At 64.4% G+C, this 23,992-nt stretch carries 18 protein-coding genes; 13 read left to right on the top strand and 5 right to left on the bottom strand.

Annotated features, from left to right (window positions below):
- The first annotated feature begins 37 nt into the window (after positions 1-37).
- Together IVB28_RS01380 and IVB28_RS01375 are read left to right on the top strand one after the other, a co-directional pair.
- Positions 38-205 carry a hypothetical protein gene (locus IVB28_RS01380; RefSeq protein WP_247524278.1) on the top strand — a complete coding sequence of 56 codons (168 nt, stop codon included), beginning with the start codon at positions 38-40 and terminating at the stop codon, positions 203-205.
- Positions 206-569: 364 nt separating this feature from the next.
- Positions 570-1,778: an MFS transporter gene (locus IVB28_RS01375; RefSeq protein WP_247524277.1), complete on the top strand. Its 1,209-nt coding sequence runs from the start codon at positions 570-572 to the stop codon at positions 1,776-1,778.
- Between the two features lie 74 nt (positions 1,779-1,852).
- Here IVB28_RS01375 and IVB28_RS01370 read toward each other — a convergent pair whose 3' ends face one another.
- Positions 1,853-3,187 carry an MFS transporter gene (locus IVB28_RS01370; RefSeq protein WP_247524276.1) on the bottom strand — a complete coding sequence of 445 codons (1,335 nt, stop codon included), beginning with the start codon at positions 3,185-3,187 and terminating at the stop codon, positions 1,853-1,855.
- A gap of 153 nt (positions 3,188-3,340) precedes the next feature.
- Here IVB28_RS01370 and IVB28_RS01365 point away from each other — a divergent pair, with 153 nt between their 5' ends.
- The 4 genes from IVB28_RS01365 to IVB28_RS01350 are packed head-to-tail and all read left to right on the top strand — an operon-like array spanning position 3,341 to position 7,940.
- Positions 3,341-3,994, top strand: a complete 654-nt coding sequence (locus IVB28_RS01365; RefSeq protein WP_247524275.1) for an ABC transporter ATP-binding protein — start codon at positions 3,341-3,343, stop codon at positions 3,992-3,994.
- Positions 3,991-6,453, top strand: a complete 2,463-nt coding sequence (locus tag IVB28_RS01360) for an ABC transporter permease (protein ID WP_247524274.1) — start codon at positions 3,991-3,993, stop codon at positions 6,451-6,453. Before IVB28_RS01365 ends, IVB28_RS01360 begins: the two co-directional genes overlap by 4 nt.
- Positions 6,443-7,525: a lipocalin-like domain-containing protein gene (locus IVB28_RS01355; RefSeq protein ID WP_247524273.1), complete on the top strand. Its 1,083-nt coding sequence runs from the start codon at positions 6,443-6,445 to the stop codon at positions 7,523-7,525. The genes IVB28_RS01360 and IVB28_RS01355 overlap by 11 nt, the downstream gene beginning before the upstream one ends.
- A gap of 28 nt (positions 7,526-7,553) precedes the next feature.
- The gene (locus IVB28_RS01350) at positions 7,554-7,940 is read left to right on the top strand and encodes an MAPEG family protein (protein WP_247524272.1); all 387 of its coding nucleotides are present in this window, start codon (positions 7,554-7,556) and stop codon (positions 7,938-7,940) included.
- 157 nt (positions 7,941-8,097) lie between these two features.
- Here IVB28_RS01350 and IVB28_RS01345 read toward each other — a convergent pair whose 3' ends face one another.
- The 3 genes from IVB28_RS01345 to IVB28_RS01335 form a co-directional block, all read right to left on the bottom strand.
- Complete coding sequence (locus IVB28_RS01345; RefSeq protein ID WP_247524271.1) at positions 8,098-9,291, bottom strand: ABC transporter substrate-binding protein; 1,194 nt, start codon at positions 9,289-9,291, stop codon at positions 8,098-8,100.
- A 306-nt stretch (positions 9,292-9,597) separates the two neighbouring features.
- Positions 9,598-12,765: a multidrug efflux RND transporter permease subunit gene (locus tag IVB28_RS01340; RefSeq protein WP_247524270.1), complete on the bottom strand. Its 3,168-nt coding sequence runs from the start codon at positions 12,763-12,765 to the stop codon at positions 9,598-9,600.
- A complete protein-coding gene (locus IVB28_RS01335) occupies positions 12,762-13,979 on the bottom strand; it encodes an efflux RND transporter periplasmic adaptor subunit (RefSeq protein WP_247524269.1) in 1,218 nt (405 codons plus the stop codon). Before IVB28_RS01335 ends, IVB28_RS01340 begins: the two co-directional genes overlap by 4 nt.
- Before the next feature lie 361 nt (positions 13,980-14,340).
- On the opposite strand from IVB28_RS01335, the gene IVB28_RS01330 reads away from it, so the two are divergent.
- From IVB28_RS01330 to IVB28_RS01300, 7 genes are all read left to right on the top strand, one after another.
- Complete coding sequence (locus tag IVB28_RS01330; protein ID WP_247524268.1) at positions 14,341-15,495, top strand: iron-containing alcohol dehydrogenase; 1,155 nt, start codon at positions 14,341-14,343, stop codon at positions 15,493-15,495.
- Positions 15,496-15,513: 18 nt separating this feature from the next.
- Positions 15,514-17,064 carry an AMP-binding protein gene (locus IVB28_RS01325; RefSeq protein ID WP_247524267.1) on the top strand — a complete coding sequence of 517 codons (1,551 nt, stop codon included), beginning with the start codon at positions 15,514-15,516 and terminating at the stop codon, positions 17,062-17,064.
- Positions 17,065-17,454: 390 nt separating this feature from the next.
- Positions 17,455-19,053, top strand: a complete 1,599-nt coding sequence (locus IVB28_RS01320) for an ABC transporter substrate-binding protein (RefSeq protein WP_247524266.1) — start codon at positions 17,455-17,457, stop codon at positions 19,051-19,053.
- A gap of 100 nt (positions 19,054-19,153) precedes the next feature.
- Entirely contained in the window at positions 19,154-20,101 is a 948-nt protein-coding gene (locus tag IVB28_RS01315) for an ABC transporter permease (protein WP_247524265.1), read from the top strand.
- A gap of 9 nt (positions 20,102-20,110) precedes the next feature.
- The gene (locus IVB28_RS01310) at positions 20,111-21,004 is read left to right on the top strand and encodes an ABC transporter permease (protein WP_247524264.1); all 894 of its coding nucleotides are present in this window, start codon (positions 20,111-20,113) and stop codon (positions 21,002-21,004) included.
- A complete protein-coding gene (locus tag IVB28_RS01305; protein WP_247524263.1) occupies positions 21,004-22,011 on the top strand; it encodes an ABC transporter ATP-binding protein in 1,008 nt (335 codons plus the stop codon). The genes IVB28_RS01310 and IVB28_RS01305 overlap by 1 nt, the downstream gene beginning before the upstream one ends.
- Complete coding sequence (locus tag IVB28_RS01300) at positions 22,008-22,994, top strand: dipeptide ABC transporter ATP-binding protein (protein ID WP_247524262.1); 987 nt, start codon at positions 22,008-22,010, stop codon at positions 22,992-22,994. The genes IVB28_RS01305 and IVB28_RS01300 overlap by 4 nt, the downstream gene beginning before the upstream one ends.
- Here the strand turns inward: IVB28_RS01300 and IVB28_RS01295 are convergent.
- Positions 22,966-23,772, bottom strand: coding sequence for a hypothetical protein (locus IVB28_RS01295; protein ID WP_247524261.1), 807 nt, complete (start codon positions 23,770-23,772; stop codon positions 22,966-22,968). The two genes, IVB28_RS01300 and IVB28_RS01295, sit on opposite strands and share 29 nt — an antisense overlap.
- Between the last annotated feature and the right edge of the window lie 220 nt (positions 23,773-23,992).

Here is a 23,992-nt window from a genome sequence, read left to right as displayed (position 1 = left end):
CAGGCAAGGACGGATGCGGCACCATCCGGGAACAGCCATGGCAAAGATCGGAAAGCCGAGCGCGCCGCCAAAAATCGCCGAGAATCAGAGGACGGACAACAAGGCGAAGAAGCCGCCTCCGCCGCGCGATGATGACGGTTACGAAGACGGCGACATCGCAACGCCCAAACGCGACCGCTACGGTTCGGACGACGAGCCGTTGTGAAGGTGGGCTGATTTTGATCACGTGCTAAAGCATGATCCGGAAAAGTGCGCAGCGGTTTTCCGAAAAGATCACGCTTAAACAACAACCTAAAGCGCGATTGCGATTCCTCCTAATCGCATCGCGCTTTAGCGACCCAAACTCCGCTGTCGTCCCTGCGAAGCAGGGACCCATAGCCACAGGGAGTAGTTTGGCGGGGATCGCCGTTCGGTACTGGGACCGACCACGATCGAGACATCGCGCGGTATGGGCGTGCGTTCGCAGGGACGACAGATGGGCCGCGCTACCTGCCATGCGGCTGCGTTCATGGACAAATAACCGCTCTCCCCGATAGTTTCCACGCTTCCAGGAGTGAAACGGAACTGCAATGGTCGATGTTCTCGCCGCACCGCAGCAAGGCAAGGCAGACAGCGCGCTGCGCACGCTGACGGGAATTTCGATCGCGCATTGGGTCAGCCATTTCCATCTGCTGGTGCTGCCGATGCTGTTCCCGTTCCTCAAGGGCCAGCTCGGCGTCGGCTACATCGAGCTCGGCTTCGCGCTCACCGTGTTCGCGGTGGTGTCCGGACTGACACAGGCGCCGACCGGCTATCTCGTCGACCATTTTGGCGCGCGGCGAATTCTGCTGGCTGGACTCACGCTCGGCGGCTTCGCGCTGATCCTGCTCGGCCTGCATCTCAGCTACGTCTCGCTGATCGCCTGCGCCGTGCTGCTGGGCCTCGCCAACAGCGTCTATCATCCCGCCGATTATGCCATCCTGGCCGAGCACATGGACGAGGCGCGGATGGGCCGCGCCTTCTCGATCCACACCTTTGCCGGTTTTCTCGGCGGAGCCGTGGCGCCGGCGATCGTGGCTGCGCTCGTCACCTTGTCCGGAGGCGCCGGCGCGCTGATCGCATCCGGCGTGATCGGCGTTCTCGTGGCGCTGCTGCTGCTCGTCATGAACATTCCCGACGCCGGCGCCAGCAAGAAGAAGCCGGGCGCGGAGAGCGCGCCGAAGCAGGCCGTCATCACGCCGGCGCTGATCGTGCTGACGGCGCTATTCATGCTGCTCAGCCTGTCGGTCGCCGGCATCAACAATTTCGGCGTCGTCGCGCTGATGAGCGGGTATGGGACGTCCTACTCGGCCGCCAACGTCATGTTGACGGCATTCCTTGGCGCCAGCGCCGCCGGCGTGCTGGCAGGCGGTTTCCTCGCCGATCACACCGAACGCCACGGCTATGTCGCCGCGGCCTGCTTTGCCGTGAACGCGGCGATCGTGCTGCTGATTGCGCTCGTGATGTTGCCGGGTTGGGCGCTGACCGCCGCCATGACGCTCGCAGGCTTCCTCTCCGGCGTGATTGCCCCCTCGCGCGACATGCTGGTGCGCAATGCCGCGCCGGCGGGCGCAGCCGGCCGCGCCTTCGGCATCGTCTCAACCGGCTTTAATCTCGGCGGCATCGTCTCACCGCTGCTGTTCGGCTGGATCATGGACCAGCACGCGCCGCACTGGGTGTTCGGCGCGTCCGTGATCTTCATGGTCGCCACCGTGGTGTTGTCGCCGTTCACCGAGCGGAAGCCGCGGCCACAAACCTAGTCGTAGCCCGGCCTGGATCGCAATCGCGCACAGGCCCGGACGACGATTGTGATTGGGTTGGCGGAAATGGCCCCTTACGTCGGCGACACCGCGCTCTTCAGCGGCGCGGCTTGGGAAGCAGCACCACCAATCAGCCTGGCCTTTTCCGTGTTCGGCCAGAGCAGAAGCAGCCCGAGCAGACCGGAGCCGACCATGATCGCGGCGTTGATGGTGAAGCCGGTCATGTAGCCGTCGAGCATGTTGCCGGCGCGCTGGATCACGCTGCCCATCACCAGCGGCGCGATGATGCCCGAAAGCGTATAGAGCGCACCGTAGATCGCGAGGACCGCGCCGCGCTGCGACGTCGGCGTGAACTCGCCGAGCATGGGCGGGCAGACCACGTAGATCGCGCCGCACAGCCCGGAGCCGACCACGAGCAGCGCGATCTGGAGGCCCGCGCCTTGGACGTGCGGCATCATCGCGAGGATCAGGCCGCCGACGATCAACGGCACCGAGCCGAGGACGCCGCGGGAGATCCGCGACGTGTAGCCGCGCGCCAACATCACCTGCGAGATCCAGCCCGTGAGAATGACGATGGTTGCCCCGAACACCCAGGGCAGGATCGAGACGAAGCCCGCCTGAGATTGCGAGAAGCCGAGGCCCTTGACGATGAAGGGCGTGAACCAGGTGAGCCCGAGCGACAGCGCCCAATAGGCACCGAAGGTCGCGGTCACACAGCCGATGAAGGTGCGCGATGTCAGGAGCTGGAGATAGGGTATTTTCGGTTCGATCACGGCCGATGCGTGGGTGTCCAGCGGGCCTTCCTTGCCGAGTATGAGCCAGGCGGCGACCCAGACCAGGCCGACGATTCCGAGGGCGCCGAACGCATAATGCCAGGAATGATTGACGATGACCCAGTTCAGCGCCGGGACCGCCAGGATGACACCAAAGGCCGAACCCTGCGACAGGATCGCGGTCGGCATCGTGCGCTTCTCGTCGGGGAACCATTTGTAGATCGCATGCATCGCCACCGCGGCCGCCGGGCCTTCGCCGGCGCCGAGCACGATGCGGCAGATCAGGAGTGTGGTGAAAGAGACGGTGCCGACCATCGGAAACTGCGTCAGCGCCCAGATCACCGCGAGCGTCAACAGCACCCAGCGGGTCGGCACCTTGTTGACGATGAAGCCGACCACGATTGCCGAGATCGAGAACAGGAAGAAGAACGACGAGCCGAGCAGCCCGAACTGCTCCGGCTCGAGCTTCAGCTCGGTCATGATCGGAACGCCGGCAAGACCGACGACGATCTTGTCGGCGAAGTTCACAAGCATGAAGAGGAAGAGGAGAAAGGTGACGGTCCAGGCGCCCTTCGGCGTCGCGCTTGACACCGTCGCCGATTTGCCCGCCACCTCTGGCGTTCCCTGAGCGCTCATGAATCTCCCCGTCTTTGTCTTTTCGGTCTTTTGGCACTTTTGTGATTTGGCCGTCCTGGAAGCTAACAACGGCTTCAAGACCAACGCAACCAGCATTTCCCCGGCGGGTGTGCTACGCAGCAATTCCGTTAATTTCGTCCGGCGCCATCGATCGTGCTGAGCATCCGAAACCTCTCCAAGACCTTCTCGTCGGCCGGCGAACCGGTCCATGTGCTGCGCGGCGTTGACCTCGACCTCAGGAACGGCGAACGCGTCGCGTTGACCGGCGAGTCCGGCAGCGGCAAGAGCACGCTGTTGCACCTGATCGCAGGGCTCGATGCGGCCGATGGTGGCACCATCCGGCTGGAAGACACCGAGCTCACCAAGCTGTCCGATGCGGGACGCGCGGGTCTTCGGCGCGACCGGATCGGCCTGGTTTTTCAGCAGTACAACCTGATCCCGAGCCTGTCGGTCGCGGACAATCTCGCCTTCCAGGCGCGGATCGCCGGCCGGCATGATGCGGCCTGGTCCAGGGAGCTGATCGAGCGGCTCGGGCTCGGCAGCCTGCTCAAGCGCTATCCAGAACAATTATCCGGCGGACAGCAGCAACGGGTCGCAATCGGCCGTGCGCTGGCGACGAAGCCGTTGCTGCTGCTGGCGGACGAGCCGACCGGCAATCTGGACGAAGCCACCGCCGAGAACGTGCTGGCGCTGACGCGCGATCTCGTCGCGCGCACCGGCTGCGGTTTCCTGATGGTGACGCACAGCCTGCATCTGGCAGCGACGCTCGATCGCCACGTCACCCTGCATGCGGGGCGGATCGCATGAGGCGCGCGCTGTGGGTCCTTGCCGTGCTGCTCAGCCATTGGCGGCGTCACAAGATGCAGTTCGCGACGCTGCTGGTCGGGCTGATCGCGGCGACCGCATTGTGGAGCGGCGTGCAGGCCATCAACCAGCAGGCCCGCAACGCCTATGACCGCGCCGCCGCGACGTTCGGCGGTGCCCGCACGGCGATGCTGGTTGCGCCTGCGAGCGCGACCTTCCCCCAGGAGTTGTTCGTCAAACTCCGTCGTGCCGGCTGGCCGGTGTCGCCGGCGCTGGAGGGCCGGGTTCAGATCAACGGGCGCTCGGTCCGGCTGCTCGGGATCGAGCCCGTGACACTGCCGATCGAAATCGGCAACGCACCGCGCCTTGGTGCTGTGGATTTGAGCAGTTTTGTTGCACCGCCGGGCCAGACATTGGCGGCGCGGGAAACGCTGAGCGATCTGCAGGTGCAGGAGGGCGCGGCGCCCCCGACCAGCGACGGCGCAACATTGCCGCCGCTGCGCGTGCTGCCGCAGCTCGCGCCCGACGTGCTCGTGGTTGATATCGGCGTGGCGCAGCGCCTGCTGAACAAGCCGGATCAGGTGTCGCGGCTTCTGGTCGGCAAGCCGAAGGGCAAGCCTGCGCCGCTGGCAAGCGTCGTCGGCGATCAGTTGCAGCTGATCGAACCGACTGCAGAGACCGAGCTGGAGCGCCTCACCGACAGCTTCCATCTCAACCTCACGGCGTTCGGCCTGTTGTCGTTCTTCGTCGGTCTGTTCATCGTCAATTCGGCCGTCGGCCTGGCTTTCGAGCAGCGGATGCCGATGCTGCGAACCTTGCGAGCCTGCGGCGCCTCGGCGCGGCTGGTCAATACCGTGCTGGTGGTCGAGCTCGTGGCGCTGGCCCTCATCGCCGGGGTGATCGGGCTCGTCTGCGGCTATTTCATCGCGGCAGTGCTCCTGCCCGACGTCGCGGCGTCACTGCGCGGGCTCTATGGCGCACAGATCCCGGGGCAGCTCTCCTTACGGCCTGAATGGTGGCTCGCCGGCGTCGGCATCAGCATTGCGGGCGCGCTAGTGGCGGCGGCGACCAGCCTGATCAAGGCGGTCAGGATGCCGGTGCTGGCGACGGCGCAGCCGCGCGCGTGGCAGCAGCGGCAGCGCCGCTGGCTGATGCTGCAGAGCCTGGCCGCCTGCGCCGTGTTCGCGGTCGCACTGCTGTTGCTTCGCTATGGCGAATCGCTGATCGCGGGCTTTGGCTTGCTGGCGGCGCTGATGCTGGGTGCGGCCCTGATCCTGCCGGCGTTGCTCGAGATCATCCTGCTCGCAGGTCAGCGCGCCGCGCGAAGACCGCTTGCGCTGTGGTTCTGGGCGGACAGCCGGCAGCAGCTCTCCGGCTTGTCGCTGGCGCTGATGGCGCTGCTGCTCGCCCTCGCCGTCAATGTCGGCGTCTCCACCATGGTGGAGACGTTCAGCCGCACCTTCATCGGTTGGCTGAACGGACGGCTCGCAGCCGACGTCTACATCAGCGCCTCCGACAACGCGCAAGGCGTCGCGATCCGGAATTGGCTGAAGGAGCGCAGCGAGGTGCAGGCGATCCTGTCGGGCGGCCGCGCCGATGCGCAGGTTCAGGGCCAGCCGGTGGAATTGCTGGGCCTGCCCGACCACACGCTCTATCGCGAACGCTGGCCGCTGCTGGATGCCGCGCCACGCGCCTGGAACCGGCTCGTTCCTGGTAATGCCGCCTTCATCAGCGAGCAATTGAGCCGCCGCCTGAACGTCCGCATCGGCGACGTCATCGAGGTGCCGGCGCCGGGCGGAACGTGGGAGCTCGACATCGTCGGTGTCTATGCCGATTACGGCAATCCCAAGGGGCAGCTCGCCGTCAACGTCGCGGCCCTGATGCGGCAGTTCCCGCAGACGCCGCAGACCCGGACCGGCCTGATCGTCGCCAGCGAGAATATCTCCGGCCTGATCTCGGCCCTGCAAAAACAGTTTGCGCTCGGCGACCGCAGTGTCGCGGATCAGGCGACAGTGAAGGCGGAATCGATCCGCATCTTCAACCGCACCTTTGCGGTGACCTCGGCCCTGAATGCGTTCACGCTCGGCGTCGCCGGAATCGCGCTGTTCACTAGCCTGTTGACGCTGGCAAATTCCCGTCTGCCGCAACTTGCGCCGCTGTGGGCGATCGGCATCGCAAGGCCGCGCCTCGCCGCGATCGAATTGACCAAGACACTGTCAATGGCAATGTTCACGTCTCTGCTCGCCGTGCCACTCGGGCTGCTGGTGGCCTGGTGCCTGATTGCGATCGTGAACGTGAAGGCGTTCGGCTGGCGGCTGCCGTTCCATGTGTTTCCGCTGCAACTGGTCGAGCTGGTCGCGGTGGCGCTGTTTGCGTCGGTGCTTGCGGCTCTGTTGCCGGTGGCACGGCTGGCCCGGATGCAACCGGCAAATCTCGTCAAGGTGTTCGCCAATGAGCGCTGACCGGATATCTCGCCGTGCCTTTGCCGGCGGCATCGCTGCGCTGGCGCTCGCAAGCCGCGCCAGTGCGCAGGGCTATGCCGGACTCGGCGAGAAAGCGGATGGCTTTGCGAAGGTCACGCCGGGAAAGCTGTTCGCCTTTCCGGCCGATCACGGGCCGCATCCGGAGTTTCGCATCGAGTGGTGGTATCTCACGGCAAATCTCGTCGACGGCAGCGGCGCGGCCTGCGGCCTGCAATGGACTCTGTTCCGACAGGCGGCGCAGCCGGGCCCGCAGGGCGAAGGCTGGGCCAATCAGCAGGTGTGGATGGCGCATGCCGCGGTGACGCGCGTCGACACCCACCGCTTCAACGAAATCTTTTCACGCGGTGGCATCGGGCAGGCCAGCGTCGCCGCAACACCGTTTGCGGCCTGGATCGACGATTGGGAGGTGAAGGGTCTCGAGCGCACGGACGATCGCACTTTGGCACCGCTGACGCTGAAGGCGTCCAGCACCGATTTCAGCTACGCACTGACACTGGAGGCCGATCGGCCTGTGGTGCTGCAGGGCGATGGCGGCTACAGCCGCAAGTCGGAGCGCGGCCAGGCGTCCTATTATTACAGCCAGCCGTTCTACCGTGCCCGCGGCACCCTCACCATCGACGACAAGTCCGTCGATGTCTCCGGCCAGGCCTGGATGGACCGCGAATGGAGCAGCCAGCCGCTCGATGCCGATCAGACCGGCTGGGATTGGCTGTCGCTGCATCTGTCGTCCGGCGACAAGCTGATGCTGTACCGGCTGCGGCAGAAGGACGGAAAGGATGATCCGTTCGGCAACTGGATCAGCGCCGCCGGCGAGACGCAGATGATTGCGGGTGGCGATATCCAGATGATCCCGAAGGCGACGACCGAGGTCGCCGGACGCAAGCTGCCGGTGGAATGGCAGATCGTGATCCCCTCGCGCTCGTTCTCGATTGCTTGCAAGCCGCTCAATCCCAGGGCCTGGATGGGGACCGGCTTCTCCTATTGGGAGGGACCGATCAGCTTTGCCGGCACGCATGATGGCGTTGGCTATCTCGAGCTGACCGGCTATTGAAGCGCAACCTCTTCAAAGGGATGCCGCGATGTACCATCTCACCGCCCTCGTCACGCTGCTGGCGATCGCATTTTATTTCTTCGCCAGCATCAATGTCTCGCGCTCGCGCACCAAGACCGGCGTCAAGGTGCCTGCGATGTCGGGACATCCGGATTTCGAACGCGCCTTCCGCATCCAGATGAACACGCTGGAATGGATGCCGATTTTCCTGCCGGCGCTGTGGCTGTTCGCGATCTATATCAGCGACGGCATCGCAGCCGGCCTCGGCGCGATCTGGATCATCGGCCGCATCGTCTACTTCATCGGCTATTCGAAGGCGGCCGCAAAGCGTGGCCCGGGCTTCATGATCCAGGGCATCGCCGCGATTGCGCTGTGGGCGGGAGCGTTGGGCGCGGTGGTGTTGCGGCTGGTGTGAGGGCCACATCGCGCGCGCTCGTGTCCCGGGCGCGGTGCAGCGTGTCACGCTGCGCCGCTGAACCGGGACCCAATCTGGTTTCACTCCGTGGAGAAATGTGGGTCCCGGCTCTGCGCATCAGCCTTTCACGCTGCAGGGCGTCCGGGACAGAAGAGCATCACTTCGTCAGCGGGCAGCCGCTGTCCTTGGCAGTGAAGAACGCCTTGTCGCCGGGGACGGTGGCGAGCAGCTTGTAATAGTCCCAGGGCTTCTTCGATTCCGACGGCTTCTTGACCTCGAACAGATACATGTCGTGGACCATGCGGCCGTTCTCGAGCACCTTGCCGCCTTGGGCGAAGTCGTCGTCGACCGGCAGCTCCTTCAGCTTCTTGGCGACCGCATCCGAATCCTTGGTGCCGGCGGCCTTGACCGCCTTGAGATAGCTCAGCGTCGCCGAATAGGTGCCGGCCTGAATCATGTTCGGCATCCGGCCGGTCCGCTTGAGGAAGCGTTCGCCGAGATTGCGCGACTTGTCGTTGACATCCCAGTAGTAGCCCTCGGTCAGCACCAGGCCCTGCGCGGCCTGGAGGCCGAGGCCGTTCACTTCCGCCAGCGTCATCAAGAGGCCGGCGAGCTTCTGGCCACTGGCGACGATGCCGAACTCGGAGGCCTGCTTGATTGAGTTGGTGGTGTCGAGGCCGGCATTGGCGAGGCCGACGATCTTCGCTTTCGAACTCTGCGCCTGCAGCAGGAAGGACGAGAAGTCCGAGGAGTTGAGCGGCACGCGCACCGAGCCGACCACCTTGCCGCCATTGGCGGCGACGATCTCGCTGGTGTCCTTCTCCAGCGCATAGCCGAAGGCGTAGTCGGCGGTGAGGAAGAACCAGGTGTCGCCGCCGGCCTTGGTCAGCGCACCGCCGGTGCCGACGCCGAGCGCGCGGGTGTCGTAGGCCCAGTGGAAGCCGTAGGGTTGGCAGGCATCGCCTGTCAGTCGCGAGGTCGCGGCACCGACGACGATGTCGATCTTCTTCTTCTCCTTGGACAGCTCGTGGATCGCGAGCGCGACCGAGGAGGTCGTCAGCTCCGTGATCATGTCGACGTTCTCGACGTCGTACCAGCGCCGCGCGATCGAGGCCGCGAGGTCGGGCTTGTTCTGGTGATCCGCGGTGACGAGCTCGATCTTCTGACCCAGCACCTCGCCGCCAAAGTCCTCGATCGCCATCTTGGCCGCCTCGACCGACCATTTGCCGCCGTAATCGGCATAGACGCCGGACTGGTCGTTGAGGATGCCGATCTTGACGCCTTGCGCGGTGGCCGGCGCCGCCAGCACCAAAGCAGAAGTTGCGACGGCGGCCAAAAGTGCTGATTTCATCTGTTAGCTCCCAGTAGTTTCTGTTTTGAAATCGCCCGGATGGTAGTGAAGAACCCCGCGCCTGCCCATCCATTGCATGTTGGACGTTAGTATGGGCGTGGGCCAATTGGCCCTGTGGGCGGCGCGACAAATGGGCTGTCGTCCCGGACGAGCGAAGCGAAGATCCGGGATCCATAACCACAGGGAGCGGTTGGCGAAGACTCGGAGCTACCAGCTCGCTCGCAACTTCTCCCGGGGGTATGGATCCCCGCGTTCGCGGGGATGACAGCGGAGGGTGTGAAGGCGCCGATGGCCATAGAGGCAGCGTCAGGCCACGACCTCCGGCTTCTTCCCCTCGTTCCGTCCTTCCGCCAGGTTCCGCACCACCACGTAGAAGATCGGCGTGAACAACAGGCCGAACAGGGTGACACCGATCATGCCAAAGAACACGGCGACGCCGACTGCCTGCCGCATCTCGGAGCCGGAGCCGGTAGAGATCACCAGCGGCAGCACGCCGAGAATGAAGGCGAAGGAGGTCATCAGGATCGGCCGCAGCCGCAGGCGGCAGGCCTCGATCACGGCCTCCAGCCGCGGTCTGCCTTCGTTCTCGATGTCGCGCGCGAACTCGACGATCAGGATCGCGTTCTTGGCCGCCAGTCCCACCAGCACAACGAAGCCGATTTGCGTGAGGATGTTGACGTCCTGCCCCATGATGCGCACACCGATGGTGGCGGCAAGCAGGCACATCGGCACGATCAGGATTACCGCGAACGGCAGGGTCCAGCTGCCATATTGCGCGGCGAGCACGAGGTAGACGAACAGCACGCAGATCGGGAACACGTAGAGCCCGGCGTTTCCGCCGGTGACCTGCTGATAGGACAGGTCCGTCCATTCGAAGGTAAAGCCGCTCGGCAAGGTGTCATTCGCGAGCTGCTTGATGGCGTCGAGCGCGGTGGTCGAGCTGGTGCCCGGCGCCGGCTCGCCCTGAAGCTCGGACGCAGCATAGAGATTGTAGCGCGCGACGCGGTCGGGGCCGGAGACATCCTTGAACTCGACCACGCTGCCGAGCATCACCATATCGCCGGAGGCATTGCGCGTGCGCAGGCGCGCTAGATCGCTGGGTTCTTTCCGGAACGGAAAGTCGGCCTGGGCGGTGACGTGATAGGTGCGGCCGAACAGGTTGAAGTCGTTGACATAGGTCGACCCGAAATAGCTCTGGATCGTATCGTTGATGTTGGCGATGGGAACGCCGAGCTTCTGCGCCTTGGTGCGGTCGATGTCGACGAAGAGCTGCGGCGTGTTGGCGGTGAACGGCGAGAACACCGAGGGGCCGAGCAGCAGTGGCGATTTGCGCGCCGCGGCGACAAGCTCGTCGGTGGCGGCCGCGAGCATCTCAGGCCCGCGGCCCTGGCGGTCCTGGATGCGGATGGTGAAGCCGCCGCCGGTGCCGATGCCGGGCACGGCCGGCGGCGGAATCACGATGATGAAAGCGCCCTGGATCGCCGACAGGCGCTTGCGCAGCTCGACCGTGATGGCGTTCGCGGACAATCCCTTCTTCATCCGCGCCTCGGGCTCGTCGAACACCGGGAAGAGCGCCGCGGCATTGCCGGCCTGCGTTCTCGTGGCACCGGAGAAGCCGGCAAAGGCGGCGACGCGGACGATACCCGGCGTATCCAGCGAGATCCGCTCGATCTCGCGCACGACCTCCGTGGTGCGCGCCAGCGAGGCCGCACCTGGCAATTGCACGGATACGATGACGTAGCCGCGATCCTGCGCCGGGATGAAGCCTTGCGGCGTGGTCACGAGCAGCCAGCCGGCGCTCCCGATCAGCACGACGTAGATCAGGATCATCAGCACCGAATGCCGGATCACGAAATCGGCAAGGCCGGCATATCCGTGCGCCAGCCGGTCGAAAACGAGGTTGAAGACCCCGGTGAAGCCACCCCACGCCCGCGCGATGACGTTCCAGCTTGCCGGCGGACGTTTCTCTTCGTGCGGCGTGAGAATCTGCGAGGCCAGCGCCGGCGACAGCGTCAGCGAGCAGAAGCAGGAGATCGCGGTTGCGACCGCGATGGTCACGGCAAACTGCTGGAAGAACTGCCCGGAAATGCCGCCGATGAAGGCCGTCGGGACGAACACCGCGCATAGCACCAGCGCGATCGAGACCAGCGCGCCGCCGACCTCCTCCATGGTCTTGAGCGCGGCGTCGCGCCGGCTCATGCCGTGCTCGAGATGCCGCTCGACATTCTCGACCACCACGATCGCGTCGTCGACCACGATACCGACAGCGAGGACAAGGCCGAACAGGGTGAGATTGTTGATGGAGAAGCCCAGCGCCGCCATCACCGCGAAAGTGCCGACCAGCGATACCGGGATCGCGATGATCGGAATGATCGCAGGCCGCCATCCCTGCAGGAACACCAGCACCACGAGGACCACGAGCAGCATGGCCTCATAGATGGTCTTGATCAACTCGTGGACGGACTGCGCGATGAATTCCGTCGGGTTGTAGCCGATATTGTAATCGAGGCCCTTCGGGAAGCTTTCTTTCAGCTTCGTCATGGTATCGTTGATGTTCTTTGCCGTGGCGAGCGCGTTCGATCCCGGCCGCTGCGTCACCAGCATCGCGACCGCGGATTTGCGCAGCAAGAAGCTGTTCGTGGAGTACGCCAGCGCACCGAGCTCGATGCGGGCAACATCGCGCAGACGAACGACGCGGCCGTCGGAGCCGGCCTTGATCAGGATGTCCTCGAACTGCTTCTGGTCCTTCAGGCGGCCCGTGAAGGTGAGGTTCGGCTGGAAGGCGCGGTCGGAGATCGGCGGCTCGGCAATCTGGCCACCCGCGATCTGCACGTTCTGGGCACGGATCGCCGCCAGCACCTCGGCCGCGGTCAGGCCGAGATTGGCGATGCGGTCAGGATCGAGCCACAGCCTCATTGAGTAATCGCGCGCGCCAAAGATCTGGATGTCGCCGACGCCGTCGAGGCGCAGCAATTGGTCGCGGACCTGAAGCAACGCGTAATTGGAGATGTAGAGCTGGTCGAACGTGTCGTCGGGCGACAGCATGAACACGACCATCAGGATGTCGGGCGAGTTCTTGCGCGTTGTGACGCCGTTGCGCTGAACTTCCTCCGGTAGGCGCGGCTGCGCGATCGCGACGCGGTTCTGCACCAGCACCTGGGCCTTGTCGAGATCGGTGCCGAGCTTGAAGGTGACGGTGATGGTGAGCTGGCCGTTCGAGGTCGCCTGGCTGTAGAGATACAGCATGTCCTCGACGCCGTTGATCTCCTGCTCGATGGGAGCTGCGACCGTGTCGGACACGGTCTGCGCGGAAGCGCCGGGATATTGCGTGGTGACGACCACGGTCGGCGGGACCACTTGCGGATATTCGGAGACCGGCAGCGTGGTGTAGGCGAGCGCGCCGACGATCAGGAGCACGATCGACAGCACCATCGCGAGGATGGGCTGGTTGATGGAGAGACGGCCGAGATTCATGACTTGTCACCCGGCTTGCCACCGGCCGGCGCTGGCGCAGTCTGCGGGGCGACCTTGGCGCCGACACGCGCACGCTGGATGCCGTTGACGACGACGCGGTCCTCCGCCTTCAATCCTTCGCGGATCACGCGCAGGCCCTCGTCCAGTGGCCCGAGCACGACGGGACGTGCCTCGACCGTGTCGTCAGGTTTGACCACGAACACGATCTTGCGGGATTGGTCGGTCGCGACGGCAGCATCCGGAATCAGCAGGGCCTCGTAGGGCGCGCTGCCGACCAGGCGGACGCGGCCGAACTGGCCGGGCAGGATCGACAGATCGGTGTTCTTGACGACGGCGCGGCTGCGCAGAGTGCCGGTGGAGACGTCGAGGCGATTGTCGAGGAAGTTGATGGTGCCTTCATGCGACGGCTTGGTCTCGCCGGCAAGAGTCACCTGCACCGGGTTCGCCGTGTCACGCGAGCTCGGGCGCCGGCCTTCGAACCACAGCTTGCTGTATTTGATGAAGGTCGCCTCATCCATGTCGAAATAGACGTAGATCGGGTCGAGGGTCACGATCGATGTCAGCAGGGTTGAAGAACCATTGTCGCTGCCTTGCACGAGATTGCCGGGACTGACGAGATGGCGGCTGACGCGGCCCGTCAACGGCGCCGTCACGTGGGTGAATTCAATGTTGAGCCTGGCAGCCTTGAGCGCGCCTTCGGCCTGCACCTCGGCGGCGTGCGCGGCCTGCAAGGCCTGACGGCGCTGATCGACGACCTGCTCGGAGACCGCGCTGGTCTGCACCAGGCTGAGGCCGCGATCGAGCTCGCGCTTGGCAAGCTCCACCTTGGCACGGGCATCCGACAATTGGCCTTCCGCCTGCGCGGCCACGGCCTCAAACGGACGCGCGTCGATCACGTAGAGCAGATCGCCCTTATGCACGATGGCGCCGTCCTGGAATTCGACGGAGTTGACGAAGCCGCCGACGCGGGGGCGCACCTGCACCTCCTCCACTGCCTCGAAGCGGCCGGTGAATTCGTCCCAATCGGTGACGGTGCGCTTGACCGGCTGGGCGACTGTCACGGGCGCGGGCGGCGGGGCGGCTGCCTGCGAGGTCGGCTGCCCGCAACCGGTGAGCGTGAATGTCGCGCCGACTAGCGCGGCGATTGCGCCCAGTCGAGCCAAAACGAAATCGTGCTTTTTGACAAATTGCTCGCTTCCGTCCGGTCCGCTCATCCCAGGTCCTCGCTAAAAGCCGCGGAAAAGGCAGGGTACGCCTCTACCTGCGGGCGGCACAAGATGGGTGGCAAAGATGAACTCTTCAAGACCGCCGCACGCGCAATGCTTCGATGCATGGCCCGACCGAATGGCGGGTTGACAGTCAAATACCTGGCTTCGCATGAGGTGATTAGCGGGCGAATTGCGAATCGAGTTATTCGCCGTGCTCATGAATTGGGCGGAACGATGCAACGGTTCTGCTCACCCTGCCCAAGAGAGGGAGGATAAGAAGCCCCCAGCGTCTTCGCACATGACGGGCGCGCGGGGCTCGGTTAGATTATCCTTACAAGAACAAGACGAATGGTCCGGGAGGACAGGCGTGCACCAGGGACGTGTCGTTTTCGGCGCGATCGAGGAGGTCGTGTTCGGGCATCCTGCGGCCGATGCCATCGTCGCGCAGATGGACCGGCTGGGAGCAAATCGTGCCTTCCTGATGGTTTCGGGCACGCTCAACCGGCAGACCGACGAGATCGAAAAGATCAAGCAAGCTTTGGGCTCGCGCTGCGCCGGCCTGTTCGATGCCATGCCGGCGCATACACCGCGCGAGGCGGTGATCGCCGCCACCCATGCCGCACGCGAAGCGGGTGCCGACCTGATCGTCACCGTCGGCGGCGGCTCGATCACTGACGGCGCCAAGGCGGTGCAGCTCTGCCTCGCCAACGACATCGAGGATATCGACGGCATCGAACGCATCCGCGTCCACAAGGGCGTGGCGCCCGAGATGACCGCCCCTCACGTGCGGCAGATCAGCGTGCCGACCACGATCGCAGGCGGCGAGTTCAGCGCGATCGCCGGCGTGACCGACCGATCTGCGCATGTGAAGCAGATGCTGCGCCACCCGCTCACGGTCCCGCGCGCGACCATCCTCGATCCTGCCATCACCGTACACACGCCGGAATGGCTGTTCCTGTCGACCGGCATCCGCGCTATCGATCATTGCGTCGAGGCGATCTGCTCGCGCGAGACGCACCCCTACGCCGATGCGCAATCGGTGAAGGGCCTTGCCATGCTCGCCGACGCGCTGCCGCGGGTGAAGGCCGATCCGTCCGATCTTGACGCGCGGATGGACGCGCAGATCGGCACATGGCTGTCGATGGGTGCGCTCGCCGCCGGCGTACCGATGGGCGCGAGCCACGGCATCGGCTATGTGCTGGGAGCAGCCTTCGACGTGCCGCACGGCTACACCTCCTGCATCATGCTGCCGGCGGTGATGCGCTGGAATGCCCGCGACAATGCCGAGCGGCAGATGATCGTCGCAGCCGCGATGGGCTTCCCCGGCCACGACGCCGCCGATGTGCTCGATGCATTCATTCGCTCGCTCGGCATGCCACGCAGCCTCACCGAAGTGCAGGTGTTGCCCGAGCATTTCGACGCCATCGCCGAACAGGCGATGCGCACGCCCTGGGTGCCGCGCAATCCGCGCAAGATCGAAGCTCCGGCGCAGGTGCGCGAAATCCTGCTTCTCGCCGGATAAATTAAAGCCGGAGGATAGATGTATCCAGGTCAGCATGCCCGCCTACGTCCGCTGCAGCCCGCCTTCATCGTGGCGGGGACGGGCGAGGCCGTCACCTATCGCGAGCTCGATGCGCGCAGCAACGGGCTGGCCCATCTGTTCCGCAAGCACGGCTTGAAGCGGCTCGACCACTATTCGATCTTCATGGAGAACAATTCGCGCTATCTTGAGGCCTGCGGCGCCGGCGAACGCGCCGGTCTCTACTACACCTGCATCAACTCCTTCCTGACGCCGGGCGAGCTCGCCTATCTGCTCGTCAACAGCCAGTCCCGGATTCTGATCACGTCGGTGGCGAAACTCGATATCGCCCGTGAGGCGATCAAGGCCTGCCCCGACATCAAGCTCTGCATCGTCGCCGACGGTCCGGGCGAGAGCGAGCGCATCGTTGGTCTTGCGGAGGTGACCGCGAACATGCCGACCACACCGATCGCGGATGAGTGGCTCGGCACGGCCATGCTCTATTCGTCCGGCACGACGGGACGGCCGAAAGGCATCTTGCGGCCGCTACCGGAGGAACCACCGAGGCACAATCTGCCGCTGTTCGATTTTCTGACCAAGCTCTGGCACTACCGTGAAGGCATGGTCTACCTCTCTCCTGCCCCGCTCTATCACTCGGCGCCGCAAGCTGCCGTGAACCTCACGATCCGCATGGGCGGCACCGTGATCATCATGGAGAGTTTCGATCCCGAGCGTTACCTCGAGTTGGTCGAGCGGTGGGGCATCACTCATACCCAGCTGGTGCCGACGATGTTCTCGCGCATGCTGAAGTTGCCGGAGGAGGTGCGCAGCCGCTATGATCTGTCGTCGCTGGAGATCGCGATCCACGCCGCTGCCCCCTGCCCGGCGCTGGTCAAGGACGACATGATCAAATGGTGGGGGCCGATTATCCACGAATATTACGGCGCGACCGAAGGCCTCGGCTTCACCGCCTGCAACAGCGAGGAATGGCTTAGCCACCGCGGCACTGTTGGCAAGGTGCTGCTCGGCGACCTCCACATTCTCGACGAGAACATGCGGGCGTGCCCGACCGGCACGCCGGGTCAAGTCTGGTTCAAGACCGCCTCGCCGTTCGAATATTTCAACGACCCCGAGAAGACCAGGGAGGCGCGTTCGGCCGACGGCAGCATGAGCACGGTCGGTGATGTCGGCTATGTCGACGCCGACCGCTTCCTGTACCTGACCGACCGCGCGACCTTCATGATCATCTCCGGCGGGGTGAACATCTATCCGCAGGAGTGCGAAAATCTCCTGATCACCCATCCGAAGGTCGCCGATGCCGCAGTGTTCGGCGTGCCCAATCCAGATCTCGGCGAAGAGGTGAAGGCAGTGGTGCAGCCGATGCCGGGCGTGATGCCGGGCGAGGCGCTCGCCGAAGAGCTGATCGCATTCTGCGCAAAATCGCTGTCGCGACAGAAAGTGCCGCGCTCGGTCGATTTCGAGAAGGAATTGCCGCGTCTGCCGACCGGGAAGCTGTACAAGCGCCTGTTGCGGGATCGGTATTGGGGGAACAAGGCGTCGCGGATCGTGTGAGCGGCGCGGCGTCTACAAACCCCACTGTCGTCCCGGACAAGCGAAGCGCAGATCCTGGACCATAGCCATAGGGAGGAGTTCGGCGACAATTCGGAGTTGCGAGCGCACGCCACAACGTCTTTCCGTGGTTATGCCCCCGGTTCGTGACTTCGTCGCGCACCGGGACGACAGCGGAGGTTGGCGCTGCCGTTGCGCGCAACATCTGCACAACAGCAGCACGGCAACCATCTCTTCGCACCTGCACTCACATTGTGAGGCTATGAAATCCTTTCGGCCTTGCGTCATCCGAATTGTCGAGGCGGCATGCGGCGTTACGGGTTGCCTCCCTCGACTTGCGTGCTATCGTCAGCTCAACAGGCTGCAAAAGGCCGATGTCCAGGGAGGATGAGCATGCGGAGCGTGTGGGCGCTCGCCGCAATGGCGGCGCTATCTGTGCTGACGGCCTCAACCACCACGCTCGCAGGCGAGCCCAAGCAGGGCGGGACCTTGCGGATGTATCACCGGGACAGCCCGGCCAACGCATCCATTCTCGAAGGCGCGACCTATTCGGTCAACGTGCCGTTCATGGGGGTCTTCAACAATCTCGTCATTTATGACCAGCACATCGCGCAGAACAGTCCCGACACCCTCAGGCCTGAGCTCGCCGAAAGCTGGTCCTGGAGCAGCGACAACAAGAAACTGACGTTCAAACTGCGCCAGGCCGTGAAATGGCACGACGGCAAGCCGTTCACATCGGCCGACGTCAAATGCAGCTTCGATCTGCTGATGGGCAAATCGCAGCAGAAGCTGCGGCAGAATCCGCGCAAGGCCTGGTACAGCGAAGTCAACGAGATCACGACCAGCGGCGATTTCGAGGTCTCCTTCGACCTGAAGCGACCGCAACCCTCGCTGCTGGCGATGCTCGCGTCCGGCTATACGCCGGTCTATCCCTGCCACGTCTCGCCGGCGGATATGCGCACCCATCCGATCGGGACCGGACCGTTCAAATTCGTCGAGTTCAAGGCCAATGAATCGATCAAGCTGACGCGGAATCCGGACTACTGGAAGAAGGGCCTGCCCCACCTGGACGGCATCGAGTACACGATCATCCCGAACCGCTCGACCGCGATTCTCGCTTTCGTCGCCGGCAAGTTCGACATGACCTTCCCGACCCACATCACGATCCCGCTCCTGAAGGACATCAAGTCGCAGGCGCCGAACGCAACTTGCGTCGTCGAGCCGACCAACGTTTCGACCAACATCATCGTCAATTCGAGCTCCGCGCCGTTCGACAATGTCGATATTCGCCGGGCGGTAGCACTTGCACTCGACCGCAAAGCCTTCATCGACATCCTGTTCGAAGGCCAGGGGGATATCGGCGGCACCATGCTGCCGCCGCCCCAGGGCATCTGGGGCATGCCCAAAGACAAGCTGGAGACCATTCCGGGCTATGGCCGCGACCTGAACGCAAACCGGGAGGAAGCGAAGAAGCTGATGCAGAAGGCGGGCTACGGACCCGACAAGCATCTTGCGGTGAAAGTCTCGACACGGAACATCGCCGAATATCGCGATCCCGCCGTGATCCTGATCGACCAGCTCAAGAGCATCTATATCGACGGCGAACTCGACGTCGTGGAAACCGCGAACTGGTTCCCAAAAGTCGCGCGCAAGGACTACATGCTCGGCCTCAATCTGACCGGCAATTCGGTCGACGATCCCGACCAGTCGTTCTACGAGAACTATTCCTGCGGCTCGGAACGGAACTACACCAATTACTGCAACAAGGAGATCGAGAAGCTGTTCGACATACAGTCGCAGGAGACCGACCTCGCCAAGCGCAGGCCGCTGGTGTGGGACATCGACAAGAAGTTGCAGGAGGACGTCGCCCGCCCGATCATCTTCCATGCACGGGCCGGCACGTGTTGGCAGCCCTATGTCAAGGGCGTCACGATCATGTCGAACAGCTCCTATAACGGCTTTCGCTACGAGGATTTGTGGCTCGACAAGTAACCCGCCTGGCTGAGGACTTTTCGGTTTTGAGCATGATCTTCTCGGAAAACCGCTACGCACTTTTCCGGATCATGCTCTAGCGGCTCGCGGAGGGCGAAGCATGTTTGCCTATCTGGTGCGACGCCTGTTCCTGATGCTCGTGACCCTGTTCGGGATCTCAATCGTCATCTTCCTCCTGCTGCGCATCGTGCCCGGCAATATCGTCGACATCCTGTTCGCCGCCGCCGGCTATGTCGATCCCGCCGACAAGGCCAATCTGGAGAAGGAGCTCGGCATCGACCGACCGCTGATCGTGCAATATTGGCACTGGATCAGCGGTTTCCTGCGCGGCGACTTCGGCTACTCCTACGTCTCCGAGAAGCCGGCGCTGCAGGAGATATTGCCGCGGATCCCGATCACGGCGCGGCTCGCTGGCCTTGCCTTGTTGTTCTCGGCCTCGATCGGCATTCCCTTAGGTGTCATCAGCGCCGTGAAACAGGGCACGCGGCTCGACTACTTCTTGCGCGTCGTCAGCCTCAGCGGATTGTCGCTGCCCTCGTTCTGGCTCGGGCTTTTGATCCTCACCGCGTCGGTGGCAATGTTCGGCCAGATGCCGATCTTCAATCCGAATCCGCAGACCTGGCTCGAGGCGTTCGCAACCTACGCCGTGCCGGCCGCCGCCGTCGGCTTCCGCAGCGCGGCGCTGACCATGCGCATCACCCGCTCCTCGATGCTGGAAGTGCTGCGGCAGGACTACATCCGCACGGCGCGTGCCAAGGGTGCCTCCGAGGCCGCGGTGAACTATCACCACGCGCTGAAGAACGCGGTCCTGCCCGTCATCACCGTGATCGGCATCGAGGCGGCGTTCCTGATCGGCGGCCTGATCGTCACCGAGACGGTGTTCAACATCCCTGGCGTCGCCCGCTTCCTGGTGGAGGCGATCCGCTGGCGCGATTATCCGATCGTGCAAAATCTCGTGATGCTGATCGCCGTGGTCGTGGTGGTCGCGAATTTCGTCGTCGACATGCTCTACGCGGTGTTCGACCCGCGGATCAGGTACACGGACTAGGAGACCAGCTTGGCAGCAATCGACTACGATCTCGAGCTACGGCGGGCCGGCGCGCATGCCACCGGCGGCTGGCGGCGCGTGCTGTTTTTGGCGCAGCGGCACGTGCTCGGCGCCGCCGGGCTCGCCATCATGACGGTGTTCGTGCTCACCGCGATCTTTGCCGACTTCATCGCGCGCTATGATCCCCTGACGGTCGATTCCGCGCGCGCGCTGGCCCGGCCGAGCCTGACGCACTGGATGGGAACGGATTCATTCGGCCGCGACGTGTTCAGCCGCATCATCCACGGCGCACGCATATCGCTGGCCGTCGGCATCGGCTCGACCGCGCTCGGCGGCAGCATCGGCGTCATCGTCGGGCTGACATCAGGCTATCTGTCCGGCTGGGTCGATCTCGTCATCCAGCGTGTCTCCGACGTTCTTCAGGCGCTGCCGCTGCTGGTCCTCGCCCTGATCATGACGGCAGCTCTCGGCCCGTCCTTGCCGAACGTGATCATCGCCATCGCCATTCCGCTGATCCCGACCGTGTCGCGCGTCACCCGCGCCAACACGCTGGCTCTGCGCGAACAGCCCTTCGTCGAAGCGGCCAAGTCGATCGGCATGAGCGAGGTCCGCATCGCGCTCCGCCATGTGCTGCCGAACACGCTGGCGCCGTTGATCGTGCTCGCCACCGCCCAGCTCGGCTCGACCATCCTCACCGAAGCCTCGCTGTCCTTTCTCGGCCTCGGCATCCCCGAGCCTTATCCGTCATGGGGCCGCATGCTCTCGGAGTCCGCCGCCGAATATGTTCGCACCGCGCCCTGGCTCGTGATCTTCCCGGGCATCGCCATCAGCCTCGCAGTGTTCGGCGCCAATCTGTTCGGTGACGCCCTGCGCGACATCCTCGACCCGAGGCAACGCGGCTGATGACGCAAAACTCTGATCTCGTGCTCGAGGTGAAGAACCTGAAGACGGTGTTCTTCACCAATTCCGGCCTGTTCAAGGCCGTGGACGATCTCTCGTTCAAAGTGAAGCGGGGCGAGACGCTGGCGATCGTCGGCGAATCCGGCTGCGGCAAGAGCGTCACCGCGCTCTCGCTGATGCGGCTGGTGCCGGATCCGCCCGGCCGCATCGTGGGCGGCTCCGTCGCGCTCGAAGGCACCGACCTGCTGGCGCTGGATGAAGCGGACATGCGCGCTGTCAGGGGCAATCGCATCTCCATGATCTTCCAGGAGCCGATGACCTCGCTCAATCCGGTGATGCGGATCGGCGACCAGATCGTCGAGGCCGTGCGACTGCACCGGAACATCTCGGCCAAAGAAGCCCGGGATATCGCCGTCGAGATGCTGCGCCTGGTGCGTATCCCCGAGCCGGCGCGACGTGCGCGCGAGTATCCGCATCAACTGTCCGGCGGCATGCGTCAGCGCGCGATGATCGCGATGGCGCTGGCGTGCCGGCCGGCGCTGCTGATTGCGGACGAGCCGACCACCGCGCTCGACGTCACCATCCAGGCGCAGATCCTCGCGTTGATCCTCGACCTTCAGAAGGAGCTCGGCACCGGGCTCTTGCTGATCACGCATGATCTCGGCGTGGTCGCGCAAACGGCGCAGCGCGTGATCGTGATGTACGCGGGACGGAAGGTCGAGGAAGCCAGCGTCGAGGCGCTGTTCGCCTCGCCAAAGCATCCCTACACGCGGGGCCTGATGGCCTCGATCCCGGCCGTGCCCGCCTCCGGCGCTCCCGCGCAGGCGCGGCTGAACGAAATTCCCGGCACCGTGCCGTCGCTGGTCCGGTTGCCCAGGGGCTGCGCCTTCGCGCCGCGCTGCAAGCTCGCGATCAAGCGCTGCGAGGCCGAATATCCGCCGCTTGCCGATTGGGGTGGCGGCCATCTCGCCGCCTGCTGGCGTGCGGAAGAAGTCGCGGAGGTGGCATGACCAAGGCACTGCTCGAGGTCACCGATCTCAAAAAGCATTACCCGGTGCGCGCCGGCCTGCTGCGGCGTCAGGTCGGCACCGTGCACTCGGTCGACGGTGTCTCGTTCTCCGTTGGTGCCGGCGAGACGCTTGGGCTCGTTGGCGAGTCCGGCTGCGGCAAGTCGACGGTGGCGCGCAGCGTGCTGCGGCTGGTGGAGCCGACTTCGGGCCAGATTCGTCTGGATGGTGAGGACATCACTCATTTGTCCAAGTCGGCACTGCGCCCGCACCGCCGCTCGATGCAGATCGTGTTCCAGGACCCGTTTGCCTCGCTCAATCCGCGCATGACCGCCGGCGACATCGTCGGTGAGCCGCTCGCCGTGCACGGGCTTGCAACCGGAAAGGAACTGGGAGCACGCGTCGCAAAGCTGTTCGAGCAGGTGGGCTTGCGGCCCGACCAGATGGGCAATTTCCCGCATCAATTCTCCGGCGGCCAGCGCCAACGCATCTGCATTGCGCGTGCGCTGGCGCTCGGGCCGCGCCTGATCGTCTGCGACGAACCGGTCTCAGCGCTCGACGTCTCGATCCAGGCGCAAGTGATCAATCTGCTGATCGACCTGCAGCGGCAGCACGGCTTCTCCTATCTCTTCATCGCGCACGACCTCGCCGTGGTCGCCCATATCAGCCACCGCGTCGCCGTGATGTATCTCGGCCGCATCGTCGAGATCGCCGGCAAGGACGAATTGTTCCGCAATCCCCGGCATCCCTATACCCAGGCCCTGCTCGCCTCCGTCCCGGTCGCCAACCCGCTCGCGAAGAAGCTCGTACCGCTGGTGGACGGCGACGTGCCGAGCCCGGTGAATCCGCCGTCCGGATGCGCGTTTCACACCCGCTGCCGGTTTGCGATGGAGCGGTGCAAAACCGAGCGGCCGGCGCTGTTGGATGCCGGCAACGGGCATCAGGTGGCGTGTCTGCTCAACGAGGGCACGGGGCGGAGTCAGTAGGCCTCAACATTCGGATCACCGGCCAAGCCGCGAGCGCGGCGGCAAGATGCTTGAGCGTGTGGCCAGAGACGATGTGCCCGGTCGCTTCGAAGATGGCCTCGTCACCGAGTTCGAAAAGCTTGGCCAGTACGTAAAAGAAGATCACGCCGCCGAGCGGCACGCCGAGCGCACCAGGCCGGGCCGGGGTCAACGCCAAGCCCACCGCGAGCGCCATACCGCCGAACTGCACCACCACCCACGGCGTGAGGTTCTCGCGTGCGATCCATGCGGCGAGCAGACCTGCAGCCGCCACCAGTACCACCACCGCGTGACCGGCGCGCACGCTGATGCGCTCGCCGGCCGCGATGCCGAGAAAGCCCGCGAATGCCACCGCCATGCCAAGACGATCGGCGGCGAGCCGCTGCGGCGCGTCCGGGTCCAGATGATAGAAGCTCGACCCTACGCTCGTGAGAATCAATCCCAGGAAGAGGCAGCTCGCACCCGCGGGCGTATCACGGCGCGCGCGCAACCGCACCAGACCCCAAATGCCCATCACCAGGAACGCGAGATTGCTCAACACGTCGCCGGCATTGGGCAGGCCGAGCCACGTCCGGGTGTCGACGAAGTGCGGGATGTGCCAGGCGGAGGCAGGCAGCGCGGGCGCCAGCAGCGCCACCAGCATCAGAACGAAAAGCGCACCGATCAGATATTTCTCGCGCAGGTGCGATGGGGCGAGGCGACGGGACAGGGCGGGAGGCGTGGCCTTGGCTGCTTCGGTGAGATCATTTGCGCGCAACATGCGGGGCTCTCCGTCGAAATGAACGTTGTTCAACATTAGTAGCTATAGAATGAACAAAGTTCAATGCGGATGAAAGCCGCAGCCGCGCTACGCATAACTTATTGAAACAGCTTAGTTTTTTGAGATGTTGTAGGGGGCGAAGCGAACGTGCCCACCTCAGGAGCAATGCCACGATGGTGGACACGTCGCTTCGCGCTTTGCTCACCCGACGAGACTACGT

Origin of the sequence: Bradyrhizobium sp. 199, from assembly GCF_023073355.1 — a bacterium.
Taxonomy (GTDB): domain Bacteria; phylum Pseudomonadota; class Alphaproteobacteria; order Rhizobiales; family Xanthobacteraceae; genus Bradyrhizobium.
Note: the sequence above shows the minus strand (reverse complement) of the source record. Positions and strands in the feature narration are given on the sequence as shown.

What these genes read in the sequence shown, in the direction of transcription:
- IVB28_RS01380 (WP_247524278.1), top strand. Translation starts at nt 38, where the DNA reads ATGGCAAAGATCGGAAAGCCGAGCGCGCCGCCAAAAATCGCCGAGAAT.
- IVB28_RS01375 (WP_247524277.1), top strand. Translation starts at nt 570, where the DNA reads ATGGTCGATGTTCTCGCCGCACCGCAGCAAGGCAAGGCAGACAGCGCG.
- IVB28_RS01370 (WP_247524276.1), bottom strand. Translation starts at nt 3,187, where the DNA reads ATGAGCGCTCAGGGAACGCCAGAGGTGGCGGGCAAATCGGCGACGGTG.
- IVB28_RS01360 (WP_247524274.1), top strand. Translation starts at nt 3,991, where the DNA reads ATGAGGCGCGCGCTGTGGGTCCTTGCCGTGCTGCTCAGCCATTGGCGG.
- IVB28_RS01355 (WP_247524273.1), top strand. Translation starts at nt 6,443, where the DNA reads ATGAGCGCTGACCGGATATCTCGCCGTGCCTTTGCCGGCGGCATCGCT.
- IVB28_RS01350 (WP_247524272.1), top strand. Translation starts at nt 7,554, where the DNA reads ATGTACCATCTCACCGCCCTCGTCACGCTGCTGGCGATCGCATTTTAT.
- IVB28_RS01345 (WP_247524271.1), bottom strand. Translation starts at nt 9,291, where the DNA reads ATGAAATCAGCACTTTTGGCCGCCGTCGCAACTTCTGCTTTGGTGCTG.
- IVB28_RS01340 (WP_247524270.1), bottom strand. Translation starts at nt 12,765, where the DNA reads ATGAATCTCGGCCGTCTCTCCATCAACCAGCCCATCCTCGCGATGGTG.
- IVB28_RS01335 (WP_247524269.1), bottom strand. Translation starts at nt 13,979, where the DNA reads ATGAGCGGACCGGACGGAAGCGAGCAATTTGTCAAAAAGCACGATTTC.
- IVB28_RS01325 (WP_247524267.1), top strand. Translation starts at nt 15,514, where the DNA reads ATGTATCCAGGTCAGCATGCCCGCCTACGTCCGCTGCAGCCCGCCTTC.
- IVB28_RS01320 (WP_247524266.1), top strand. Translation starts at nt 17,455, where the DNA reads ATGCGGAGCGTGTGGGCGCTCGCCGCAATGGCGGCGCTATCTGTGCTG.
- IVB28_RS01315 (WP_247524265.1), top strand. Translation starts at nt 19,154, where the DNA reads ATGTTTGCCTATCTGGTGCGACGCCTGTTCCTGATGCTCGTGACCCTG.
- IVB28_RS01305 (WP_247524263.1), top strand. Translation starts at nt 21,004, where the DNA reads ATGACGCAAAACTCTGATCTCGTGCTCGAGGTGAAGAACCTGAAGACG.
- IVB28_RS01300 (WP_247524262.1), top strand. Translation starts at nt 22,008, where the DNA reads ATGACCAAGGCACTGCTCGAGGTCACCGATCTCAAAAAGCATTACCCG.
- IVB28_RS01295 (WP_247524261.1), bottom strand. Translation starts at nt 23,772, where the DNA reads ATGTTGCGCGCAAATGATCTCACCGAAGCAGCCAAGGCCACGCCTCCC.